This window comes from Christiangramia portivictoriae DSM 23547 (assembly GCF_000423045.1).
Lineage (GTDB): Bacteria > Bacteroidota > Bacteroidia > Flavobacteriales > Flavobacteriaceae > Christiangramia > Christiangramia portivictoriae.
The window spans coordinates 318,930-331,051 of the sequence record NZ_KE383971.1; the positions used below are offsets into that span (position 1 = coordinate 318,930).

A 12,122-nucleotide genomic window follows, 5' to 3' on the forward strand; every position below is an offset into this window, starting at 1 on the left:
ACAAACCTACCTAGATGTATAAGTCACTCATAAGACCAGCGCTTTTTAAGTACGATCCTGAGCAAATTCATTATTTCACCTTTAATTTTCTTCGGAAGTTTTGCAAGATCCCCGGGGCATTGGCTTTTCTAAGATCCAGATTCAATGTTTCAGATTCGCGTTTGGAGCGAGAGGTCTTTGGTCTGAAATTTAAGAACCCGGTAGGACTGGCGGCAGGTTTTGATAAAGATGCAAAACTCTATAAAGAACTTTCAGCATTGGGATTTGGTTTTGTAGAGGTGGGAACGGTTACTCCAAAACCACAGCCGGGAAATGAAAAAACCAGGTTATTTCGATTGCCTGAAGATTCAGCCATCATAAATCGTATGGGTTTCAATAATGAAGGGGTGGAGCAGATGGTTTCCAGGTTAAAGGAAAATTCCAGTGTTCTTATTGGGGGTAATATTGGTAAGAACAAGGTCACGCCTAATGAAAAAGCGGTAGATGACTATAGCTATTCCTTTGAAGCGCTTTATTCTTATGTAGATTATTTCGTTGTGAATGTGAGCTCTCCAAATACACCAAACCTAAGAGAACTTCAGGATAAAGAACCATTAAAATTACTACTGAATACGCTTCAGCAGAAAAATGAATTAAAGAAAAAGCCGAAGCCTATCTTATTGAAGATTGCACCAGATCTTACAGACGAACAACTTTTGGATATTATTGAGATCGTTCAGGAAACCAAAATCGCCGGGGTGATCGCCACCAACACTACCATATCGCGGGACGGACTGAAGTCTGAGAACAAAAACGAAATGGGCGGTCTTAGTGGAAAACCTCTCACTAAACGGGCTACAGAAGTAATACGTTTTCTTTCAGAAAAAAGCAATCGATCTTTCCCGATAATCGGAGTTGGCGGAATTCATTCAGCTGAAGATGCCGTGGAAAAACTGGAAGCAGGAGCGAGCCTGGTGCAATTATACACTGGGTTTATCTATGAAGGCCCTCAATTGATCAAAGATATCAATAAGAAGATTCTTGAAAAAGACTTGTAGTCTAGATGATCGAACAACTAATCCCATTTCTCACCGCCAGTATACTGCTTACCTTTTCTCCAGGACCAGATATCATTTATGTGCTGGTGAGATCGATCGCTTACGGAGCCAAGCAGGGAATAGCGACAGCATGCGGACTCGTTTCGGGAATTATTGTTCATACCAGCCTGGTCGCTTTTGGAGTTTCTGCGATCATTCGGCAATCTGATATTACATTTCTAATCATCAAAGTACTGGGCGCGATCTACTTATTATATCTCGCGTTCCAGGTATATCGGTCTAATCCGGAAATTGCTTTTTCTTCGGAAGGAATTAAACATAAAAGTCTGTTGTCAATGTTTCAGCAGGGATTCATCATGAATGTCCTGAATCCAAAAGTGGGCATCTTTTTCCTGGCATTTTTCCCTGGTTTTTTATGGGAACCCGATGGTAATACCGTTTGGCAATTTTATATTCTTGGTTTTGTATTCATGCTGCAGGCACTCATCATCTTCTGTCTGGTGGCATTTGCAGCGAACAAAATCTCCGGCTGGGTAAGATCGTATCCTTCTTCCGGAATATTTCTGAAATGGTTACAAGTGGTTATTTTTATTCTGATAGCGATTCTTATTCTTATCTAATTGTGGAATTCTTAGCTACAATGGGAATAGTTGATTCTGAAATTTCAGATTATCAATAAAATCTTATTCTTTTTAAATTTTCTGTAAAACACTATCTTTGACCATATGGCTCAAGTGAAACTAATTGAATGTCCCCGCGATGCGATGCAGGGAATCAAAGAATTTATACCTACAGAAAAAAAGGCACAGTATATACAGTCACTTTTAAGGTGCGGATTCGATACGATCGACTTTGGAAGTTTCGTTTCCCCGAAAGCCATTCCGCAAATGAAGGATACGGCAGATCTGCTTTCCAGATTAGATCTTTCAAAAACCCAATCCAAATTACTTGCCATCGTGGCCAATACACGCGGAGCTCAGGATGCCTCTGTTTTTGAGGAAATAGATTACTTAGGTTACCCTTTCTCAATTTCTGAAAATTTTCAAATGCGGAATACCCACAAAACCATTGCAGAATCTGTAGAGGTATTGCAGGAGATCCTGGACATTGCCAATGGTTCAAATAAGGAAGTGGTTGCTTACCTGAGCATGGGATTTGGCAATCCTTATGGAGATCCGTGGAATGTTGAGATCGTGGGTGAATGGACAGAAAAACTGGCGGGAATGGGAGTGAAGATTCTAAGTCTATCAGATACCGTTGGAACTTCTTCGCCAGATATCATTGAATATTTGTTTTCAAACCTAATTCCCAGATACCCTGAGGTAGAATTTGGTGCGCATCTGCATACGACTCCTTCAAAGTGGCACGAAAAGATCGATGCAGCGTACAAAGCGGGATGCAGAAGATTTGATGGCGCGATCCAGGGATTTGGCGGGTGCCCTATGGCTAAAGATGAACTAACCGGGAACATGCCATCAGAAAAAATGCTGTCCTATTTTAATGCTGCGAAAGCAGATAGCAACATCAAAATGACCAGTTTTGAGTCATCCTATAATGAGGCTTCTAAAATCTTCAACGCCTATCATTAATAGCGTTTATTGAAATGAATACAGGTATCTAAAAAACCTATTTAAAATTAATCTAAATAAATTTGCGGTAATTATAAGCTCATATTATATTTGCGCTGGAATTAGTTATTTTAAACCAGTCTAAATAAAACTATATGAAAAAGCTGTTCGTTTCAGCCTTTGTTGCAGCCCTTACTTTAAGCTCTTGTTCATCTGATGATGACACCGATATACTGAATGAAAAAAATATTGAAGTCCCAGTTTCTTATGAATTTACAAGAAACGGAGCTTCTACCGTTAATTTTGAAGGCCAGACTACCAGGTTACAGATGTCTGCGGAAATCCTTTCAAACTTTACAGATTTTGACAACGCTTCAGAAGAAATGTTGTTGAATATGTTTGCCAATGAGAATTCACCTTTCGCCAATGAAGATCTTAATGCTTCCAGTAAAAGTATCAAATCCAAAGTAGCAGCTTCAAACCTGTATTTTTCTACCAATAATGTAGAAGCTAGTGAGATCAAAGCCGATTTTGATTCCTGGATCACCGAGCAAATGACAACGGTGAAAGCGAATAAAGACATGCTGGCAGAAGCAGGTCAGGCAGGACAGATCGCACAGGGAACCCGTGTAAGATACGTGAATGGAAAAGGTCTGGAATTGAATCAGGCGTTTGCCAAGTCTCTTATTGGTGGTCTTCTGGTAGATCAAATTCTCAACAATTACCTGTCTCAGCCAGTTCTTGACGAAGCCGATAATAGATTGAACAACGATGATGAGCTTCCTGAGGAAGGTAAGAATTACACCACGATGGAGCATAAATGGGATGAAGCTTATGGTTACCTGTATGGTGATCCTTCAATTCCTGCTTCCAATCCAAATGCTGTCCTTAATGAGAGTGATGATTCTCTTTTATTTAATTATCTGGGACAGGTGGATGAAGATGAAGATTTTGCTGGCATCGCCGAAGAAACTTTCGAGGCTTTTAAAACCGGTAGAGCAGCAATCGTTGCAGGAGATTACATAGTACGTGATGAGCAAGTCGCGATTATTCGTGAAAATATTTCTAAGACGATCGCGGTAAGAGCGGTGTACTACCTGCAGGATGGTAAGAACCTTCTTGCAAATGGTGAGTTTGGTGCAGCATTCCATGCGCTGTCTGAAGGTTATGGATTCTTATACAGTCTAAGATTTACCAATGATCCAATGACCAACATGCCTTATGTAAGTGTGTCTGATATCAACAATTTTAAAGATCAGTTATTAAGCGGGAATGGTTTCTGGGAGGTAAGTCCTGATACTCTGGACAGTATTTCAGAAAAGATCGCTGCAGAATTTGATTTTAGTGTAGCTGAAGCTGCAGAATAATAATTTACCGGAGTCTTGTGCTCCGGTTTTTCAATTAAACGATATGATTAAATTTTCAAGACTATTCATTGTATTTGCATTGATCTTCGCGGCATGTTCTTCAGAAGATGACGGCACGGAGACAGGTGGGGAAACCGGTGGAACAGATTCTTTTGATCGTGGCGCCATGCTTATAAACTGGGCAGATAATATCATCGTTCCAGCTTACAATAACATGGCCGCTAAGACTCAGAATGTGGAAACGGCAGCAACGGCTTTTACAGCAGCTCCAGATGCTGCAGGATTTCAGCAACTTCGTGAGGCTTACGTAGATGCGTATAAGAGTTTCCAGTCGGTTTCAATGTTCCAGGTTGGAAAGGCGGAGGAAATTAATTATCGAAGCTATTTAAATACCTATCCGGCCAATACCTCAAATATCGATTCTAAAATAAGCTCTGGTTCTTTTAATCTGGAATTACCATCCAGTTTTGCTGAACAGGGACTGCCAGCTTTAGATTACCTTTTATTCGGTATGGGAACTTCGGAAGAAACTGTGGCTTTATATAGTTCTAATGAGAATTACCGTTCTTACTTAAATGCTGTTGCCTTAAGAATGAATTCTCTTACTGCTGAAGTTTCAAATTCCTGGAACGGGGATTACAGAGATACTTTTGTAAGCAATACTTCGTCATCGAGTACAGGTTCTGTGGATAAATTCACAAATGATTATGTAATGTACTTCGAGAAGATTCTTAGATCTGGAAAGATAGGATTCCCGGCGGGTGCATTTACAGGGACAGCGTCTCCTTCAAATGTTGAAGCGCGTTTTAACGCCGAAATTTCCAGAGAACTTTACCTGGAAGCGGTACAGAGCTTTGAAGACTTTTTCTATGGAAGACATTTCTCCGGAAATGGAACCGGAAGCAGCTACAAACAGTATCTTGAGTACCTGGATAGTATTAAGGATGGAGCAGATCTTGCTGGTTTAATTGAGAACCAGTTAGATGCCATTCAATCTCAAAGTTCATCTCTGGAAACGAATCTGAAATCACAGGTAGAAAAGGACAATACTAAAATGCTCGAAGCTTATGATGAATTGCAGAAGGCTGTGATTCTTCTAAAAGTTGACATGATGCAGGCTCTTTCTATAAGTGTGGATTATGTAGATTCAGATGGAGATTAGTATCTGAATGCCTTTTTCTGCAAATAAATATCTAAAAAAGTATACGGAAGCTGCCCCTTTGGCGGCTTTTCGTTTATTTTTTGGTTTAATGATGTTTGCCAGTATTGCGCGCTTCTGGGCAAATGGCTGGATCGAGAAACTATACATCGCTCCCAAGTTTTTCTTCTCCTACTATGGTTTCGAATGGGTGCAACCCATAGGCGAGTATACCTATCTGATATTTGTCATTTGCGGACTTTCTGCCCTGGCCGTCGCAGCGGGTTTTAAATATAGACTTTCTATAATACTGTTTTTCCTGAGTTTCACTTATATCGAGCTTCTGGACAAGACAACTTACCTGAATCACTATTATTTTATCAGTATCCTTAGCTTTCTGATGATCTTTCTACCAGCCAATGTCTATTTTTCTATTGACGCCTGGAGAGATAAGGGCAAATCATTTCAAAAAGTACCAGCCTGGTGCGTGGACTCTATCAAACTGCTTTTAGCGATCGTATATTTCTATGCGGGACTCGCAAAGCTAAATTCAGATTGGCTATTAAGGGCGATGCCTTTAAAGATCTGGCTACCCTCCAAATACGATCTTCCAGGACTGGGAGATCTTATGCAACAGGAATGGCTGCATTACGCCTTTAGCTGGAGCGGGATGTTGTACGATCTTTTTATTCCCTTTCTATTGCTATGGCGTCGTACACGATTTGCTGCTTTTATCATGGTGATCATTTTTCATGTACTCACGCGTGTTCTTTTCCCTATCGGAATGTTCCCTTACATTATGATCGTAAGCGCTTTGATATTTTTTAGTGCAAAGCAACATCACAGAATTCTCAATTTTATTGCTGAACTATTTAAATTCGATAAATCGAGATTTGATACTTCTGAAGTATACCAGTTTCCAGATGTTACCGGCAGGATCGTGAGAACTGTAGTAGTTCTATTCTTTGCCATACAGCTTTTATTACCCTGGAGATATCTCGCCTACCCGGGAGAATTATTCTGGACTGAAGAAGGTTTTAGATTCAGCTGGAGGGTGATGCTTATGGAGAAAGCTGGCTACGCGCAGTTTAAAGTCGTAGATGGAAAGACTGGAAATCGTTTTTACGTCAATAATTCAGATTTTCTTACCCCTTTTCAGGAGAAGCAAATGTCTTTTCAGCCAGATTTTATACTGCAATACGCGAAATTTCTTGAAGAACATTTCAGAAAGGATGGTCATCAAAATATAGAGATTTACGTAGAGAACTACGTGGCGCTGAATGGCAGAAAGAGTGCGCCTTACATCGATCCTGATGTAAATTTGCTTAATTTTGCCGACTCGTTTGAACACAAAGAAATCATATTACCATTCCAGGATGAAATTAAAGGTCTTTAGTCTCATATTTTTGTTTACTTCACTGGCTCAGGCCCAATTCACGGTTAGTGGAACGGTTACTTCAGTGGAAGACGGTTCACCTATTGCTAATGCTGAGGTTTGGAACAAGACAGTTTCAGAAATGGTACTTACCAATGAAAATGGTGTCTTCAGCATAGAGAATCTGCAGGAAGGTGAATATGAATTCGCGGTTTTCAGTTTTGAATATGCCATTTCAGAAAAGACGGTTCTGGTTGAGAAAGATACCCAACTTAATTTTCAGCTGGGAAAACTTGCCAACAATCTTAGTGAAGTCATGATCACCAACCGCAGGGAACAGATCTTTGCGCTAAGAAAACTACGTAAGGTGGAAGGAACTGCTATCTACGCGGGTAAGAAAAGTGAAGTAGTACTGCTCGATAAGACCTTAGGAAACCTGGCGACAAATAACGCCAGGCAGATCTATAACCAGGTGGTAGGACTTAATATTTATGATAATGGCGATGCCGGTTTACAGTTAAACATTGGAGGTCGTGGACTCGATCCCAACCGAACCCAGAATTTTAATACCAGGCAGAACGGTTATGATATTTCTGCTGATGTTCTGGGGTATCCGGAAAGCTACTATACACCTCCCGCAGAAGCGCTGAAGGAGATCCAGGTGGTTCGTGGTGCTGCTTCTTTGCAGTATGGAACCCAGTTTGGTGGAATGATCAATTTCAAATTCAAGGAAGCTGTAAAGGATAAGAAAATAGAACTGATTTCCAGGCAGAGTGTTGGTTCATATAACCTTTTTACCAGTTTCAACAGCCTTAGTGGGACTGTGGGAAAATTAAGTTACTATACTTATTTTCATTATAAGGGTGGCGAAGGTTTCCGGCCTAATTCTGGCTACGATTCCAGGAATGTGTTCGCTTATTTAGGTTACCAGCTTAGTGATCGTACCAATATCAGTTTTGAGTATACTTACCTGGATTACCTGGCACAACAACCGGGCGGACTTTCAGATTTTCAATTCTATGAAGATCCGGATTTCAGCAATCGTGAAAGGAACTGGTTTGATGTGAACTGGAATCTTTATGCCTTCAAACTGCAACATGAGCTTACAGACAGGACAGATGTAAGTGTTAATTTTTTTGGGCTGGATGCGACAAGAAAAGCACTGGGATTTAGAGTAGATAGAGTTTCCCAGGTAGATGATCTGGATGCTCCAAGAGAATTGCTGGTAGACAATTTTTCGAACTGGGGAATCGAAACCAGGTTATTAACCAGGTACGACCTGCTGAATGACCAGTCGGTTTTTCTAATTGGTGCAAAGTATTATGACGCCAGCAATGACCAGAGACAAGGACCTGGTTCTACCGCGACCGGTCCAGATTTCTCATTTGCAAATGCTACCTATCCAGATTACGCCAGACAGGCTGAGTTTAACTTCCCTAATAAGAACCTTGCAATTTTTGGAGAGAATATTTTTAATGTTTCTGAAAGATTATCGGTGACACCCGGCTTTAGATTTGAATATATCAACACGGCTTCTGAAGGGTCTTACAAAAATATCATTCTGGATCTGGCAGGAAATCCACTTCAAAATGAAACTATAGAAGATAGTCGTGATTTCGAGCGTTCTTTTGTTTTACTTGGAGTAGGATCCAGTTACAGTCTGAATCCCAAAAACGAACTTTACGCCAATATTTCCCAGAATTACAGGTCTGTTACCTTTAATGACATTAGGGTTGTAAATCCCAATCTGGTCATAGATCCTGAAATTACCGATGAAGAAGGTTTCACTGCCGATATTGGTGTGCGCGGTAGACTGGCCGAAAAGGTTTCTTACGATGTTAGTATTTTTGGATTAAAATATAATGACAGGATAGGGGTTGTGGATGTGGCTACAGCTACAGATTATTATCGTTACAAATCCAATATTGGTGATGCTTTTATCTATGGTCTGGAAACCTTTGCAGACTGGGATTTAAAGAATACTTTCTTTAAAACTTCTGAAGATCACAAGCTCAACTATTTTGTGAATGCAGCTTTTACCAGTTCTGAGTATGTCAATTCCAATGAAATTAACGTAGAAGGCAATGATGTCGAATTTATTCCGAAGGTAAACCTGAAAACCGGTCTTAATTTTGGTTATAAAAACTTCCTCGCAGGTCTACAATACACCTATTTATCTGAACAGTTCTCAGACGCTACGAATGCTCCGCAAGATGTAGATGACAGGATCAATGGAATTCGAGGTTCCATTCCATCTTATGGAATCATGGATGTATCGGCCAGCTATACACTTGGCAAATTTAAGCTGGAAGCCGGGATCAACAATCTTTTGGATAATAGTTACTTTACTCGTCGAGCTACCGGATATCCCGGGCCAGGAATCATTCCCGCTCAACCGCTTACCTGGTATTCAACTTTACAGATTAAATTATAGATCACGCAGTAGCTTGTGGTGCCCAGTGGCTACATAACATTCCTGGCGCTGCTTTTTGAGGATTTGCACAGGTTGGACTTTCATATCTTGCACAGTTAAGGCAATTCTTCTCATTTTTGATAGCGGCTTTCATTTCAAAACTGTCGCAGGTATGCTGAACATTGACCGCGGTCTCATGTTTAGTACAAAAATTATTCTGAAAATTGTCGCAATTGGTGCAGCTGTTTCCTAATCTAATACTCATAATCGATTCATTTTAAACTAAAGATAGCGAGCAATTCATTAAGAATGAATTTAAATACCTGTAGACCATTTAATTAAGACATTTCTTAATTCTCGATGAAAGTTACTTGATCCTGTAGATTTATATTTTGTTATTCTGAATACTTCATTGATTCTCACTTATAAACCTTATCTTTGCATGCAATTAAATCTCTAATTGCAATGATCGCACACGATTCCAAAATTCTAGGTGACGGCTTAACTTATGACGATGTACTTTTAGTACCGGCATATTCTGAAGTTCTCCCAAGAGAAGTAAGTATTCAGTCCAAATTTACACGCAATATTCCAATTAACGTTCCTATCGTTTCCGCAGCGATGGATACCGTAACCGAATCCAGAATGGCGATTGCCATGGCCAGGGAAGGTGGGATTGGCGTACTTCATAAAAACATGACGATCGAGCAGCAGGCCCTGAAGGTTAGAAAGGTGAAGCGTGCAGAAAGCGGGATGATCATAGATCCTGTTACTTTGCCTATTACAGCCAAAGTTGGAGATGCAAAGGATTCCATGAAAGAGCATAGTATTGGAGGGATTCCAATCGTAGATGATGCCGGGAAACTCATTGGTATTATGACCAACCGTGATCTGAGATTTGAAAAAAATCTTGCCAGACCTTTAGAGGAAGTAATGACCTCCGAAAATCTGGTAACGGTTTCTGAAGGGACTTCTCTTGAGGATGCCGAAGTGATTTTACAGGAAAACAAAATTGAAAAATTACCGGTAGTAAATGCTGAGGACAAGCTGGTTGGTTTGATCACATTTCGTGATATTACCAAGCTAACCCAGAAGCCGATGGCTAATAAAGATACCTACGGAAGACTGCGTGTTGCAGCGGCTGTAGGAGTTACCGGTGATGCCGTAGACCGCGCTGAAGCATTGGTAAATGCCGGTGTGGACGCGATCATCATCGATACTGCCCATGGTCATACCAAAGGAGTGGTACAGGTTTTAAAGGAAGTAAAGAAAAAGTTTCCAGACCTTGATGTAGTTGTTGGAAATATCGCTACCGGGGAAGCTGCCAAATACCTGGTAGAGGCCGGTGCAGATGCCGTGAAAGTTGGTATTGGACCAGGTTCCATTTGTACAACGCGAGTTGTAGCTGGTGTTGGGTTTCCACAATTTTCAGCAGTACTGGAGGTTGCAGCAGCAATTAAAGGTTCCGGCGTGCCAGTGATTGCCGATGGTGGAATTCGTTATACCGGAGATATTCCAAAAGCGATCGCAGCTGGTGCAGATTGTGTGATGCTTGGTTCGTTGCTGGCAGGTACGAAGGAGTCGCCGGGAGAGACGATCATTTATGAAGGAAGAAAATTTAAATCTTACCGTGGAATGGGGTCTGTGGAGGCCATGCAAAAAGGATCCAAAGACCGCTACTTCCAGGATGTGGAAGATGATATTAAAAAACTGGTACCTGAAGGAATTGTTGGAAGAGTACCTTATAAAGGAGACCTGGAAGAAAGTATTCACCAGTTCATTGGTGGTTTGAAAGCAGGAATGGGTTATTGTGGTGCCGGCGATGTGGAAACTCTTAAAGAAACCGGGAAGTTTGTTAGAATAACAGCTGCCGGAGTTCATGAAAGTCACCCACATGATGTCACCATTACCAAAGAATCTCCAAACTATAGTAGATAATTTTCGAGAACAAATAAAATAAAAAACCCTGCAAATTTGCAGGGTTTTTTCGTTAGGAATTATTTTAGAACCTAGTTCTCTGCGGTAGTAGATCCAGCCGCCTGTTGTGTAGTTTCAGGTTTTACTTCCAGACCCATTTTTTTCATCACTTTCAATGTGATATCGTCCTGTTCTCTTGAAAAAGCAAGTCCGCCAGAACCAGAATGGAATATCTGAGTATATTTTTCTTCCTGGATCACTTCTTTCATAGCAGCGTCGATCTTTCCATAAAGTGGGCCGGTTAGTTCACTTCTTTTCATTTGCAACATGACAGAAGCTTTTTGTCTAAAGCCCTTGATCTCATTTTCCATTCCAATAATCTCGTTTTCTTTCTCTTTCTTCACATCCTCGGTAAGACCTACATTGGTTTCCTGATATTCTTTTACAGCAGTTTCATATTTTCCAATGGTATTCTTCAGATCACCCTGAAGCTCCTCGTTGTAAACTTCGAGAGATTTATTTACTTCTGCATTTTCCGGCATTTGTGCCAGAATATATTCTGCATCAATAGTTCCAATTTTAGATTGTGCGTTTGCAGAAATAGCAACAAACAGCATCAAAATGGCAAGACTTAATTGTTTCATTCTAAATATTTTTTCGCAAATATAACAGGCTGAGGTAAATATCAGCTATTCTTCAGAAATTTTATTGATCCAGCACACTTTTACCTTCTTCAGCAAAAGCCTTGAAATCTTCCATGAATTGCCTGGACTGATCCTTAAAAGTTCCTGGCATTAACATGCCAATTGCTTTCATAAAACCCGAAAACCGGAACTCATTATGCGTGCGCCATACCGTTTTACCACTATCGATCTGCTCGAAATAGTTGGCTTGTTGGTTCCAGACTCCCCTGGCAGTATAAGTAGCTTCGTATTTAAAAGGAAGTTCATTGGCCAGGATGGTCTCGGTCATTTCGATCTCACGACCTTTTATGCTGAACTTCAATAGATTCTGTGATCCTTCCTCGCCAAGTACACCGTTGATGGGCTTCATGAAAATAAAACCCTGTTGCCAGTGTTTGAGACTGTCTGGGTCTGAAAACTTTTCTATAACCTCATCAATAGGTTTGTTAATGGTAATTTTCTGTTCGTATTTCATAGGATTTCGCTTTAGCTTCTGCTTAAAGATACTACGGAAATAAAATCTTTCAGAATTTATAATTTAAGACGCTTATTATTCGTTATGCCTTTAGCTTGCAGAACCTCAAGTAATTGTTATTTTTGCGCGGATAGGAAGTTTAGTAAGAG

11 protein-coding genes are annotated in these 12,122 nt (G+C 40.5%); 8 read left to right on the plus strand and 3 right to left on the minus strand.

All coding sequences use genetic code 11. The features are described 5' to 3' along the window. Window positions 1-14: 14 nt before the first annotated feature. The 7 genes from G529_RS0109840 (at window position 15) to G529_RS0109870 (ending at window position 8,919) form a co-directional block, all read left to right on the plus strand. Window positions 15-1,037 (plus strand): quinone-dependent dihydroorotate dehydrogenase, encoded by a 1,023-nt coding sequence (locus tag G529_RS0109840; RefSeq protein ID WP_026915365.1) that lies wholly within the window; start codon window positions 15-17, stop codon window positions 1,035-1,037. A 5-nt stretch (window positions 1,038-1,042) separates the two neighbouring features. Beyond that, the gene (locus G529_RS0109845; RefSeq protein WP_026915366.1) at window positions 1,043-1,657 is read left to right on the plus strand and encodes a LysE family translocator; all 615 of its coding nucleotides are present in this window, start codon (window positions 1,043-1,045) and stop codon (window positions 1,655-1,657) included. Window positions 1,658-1,762: 105 nt separating this feature from the next. Further along, window positions 1,763-2,626: a hydroxymethylglutaryl-CoA lyase gene (locus G529_RS0109850; RefSeq protein WP_026915367.1), complete on the plus strand. Its 864-nt coding sequence runs from the start codon at window positions 1,763-1,765 to the stop codon at window positions 2,624-2,626. Between the two features lie 134 nt (window positions 2,627-2,760). Continuing rightward, on the plus strand, window positions 2,761-3,972 hold the full coding sequence (locus tag G529_RS0109855; RefSeq protein ID WP_026915368.1) for a DUF4856 domain-containing protein: 1,212 nt from the start codon (window positions 2,761-2,763) through the stop codon (window positions 3,970-3,972). A 43-nt stretch (window positions 3,973-4,015) separates the two neighbouring features. Then, window positions 4,016-5,134, plus strand: coding sequence for an imelysin family protein (locus G529_RS0109860; protein WP_026915369.1), 1,119 nt, complete (start codon window positions 4,016-4,018; stop codon window positions 5,132-5,134). A 7-nt stretch (window positions 5,135-5,141) separates the two neighbouring features. After that, window positions 5,142-6,506, plus strand: a complete 1,365-nt coding sequence (locus G529_RS0109865; protein WP_026915370.1) for an HTTM domain-containing protein — start codon at window positions 5,142-5,144, stop codon at window positions 6,504-6,506. Continuing rightward, a complete protein-coding gene (locus G529_RS0109870) occupies window positions 6,487-8,919 on the plus strand; it encodes a TonB-dependent receptor domain-containing protein (protein ID WP_026915371.1) in 2,433 nt (810 codons plus the stop codon). Before G529_RS0109865 ends, G529_RS0109870 begins: the two co-directional genes overlap by 20 nt. A 1-nt stretch (window position 8,920) precedes the next feature. On the opposite strand, the gene G529_RS15740 is transcribed toward G529_RS0109870, so the two are convergent. After that, complete coding sequence (locus G529_RS15740; protein WP_035695904.1) at window positions 8,921-9,163, minus strand: hypothetical protein; 243 nt, start codon at window positions 9,161-9,163, stop codon at window positions 8,921-8,923. Window positions 9,164-9,363: 200 nt separating this feature from the next. Between G529_RS15740 and guaB the strand changes: the two genes are divergently transcribed. Next, window positions 9,364-10,836, plus strand: a complete 1,473-nt coding sequence (guaB, locus tag G529_RS0109880; protein WP_026915372.1) for an IMP dehydrogenase — start codon at window positions 9,364-9,366, stop codon at window positions 10,834-10,836. A gap of 71 nt (window positions 10,837-10,907) precedes the next feature. On the opposite strand, the gene G529_RS0109885 is transcribed toward guaB, so the two are convergent. Together G529_RS0109885 and G529_RS0109890 are read right to left on the minus strand one after the other, a co-directional pair. Beyond that, window positions 10,908-11,459, minus strand: coding sequence for an OmpH/Skp family outer membrane protein (locus tag G529_RS0109885; RefSeq protein ID WP_026915373.1), 552 nt, complete (start codon window positions 11,457-11,459; stop codon window positions 10,908-10,910). A 61-nt stretch (window positions 11,460-11,520) separates the two neighbouring features. After that, on the minus strand, window positions 11,521-11,973 hold the full coding sequence (locus G529_RS0109890; protein ID WP_026915374.1) for an SRPBCC family protein: 453 nt from the start codon (window positions 11,971-11,973) through the stop codon (window positions 11,521-11,523). Window positions 11,974-12,122: the final 149 nt, after the last annotated feature.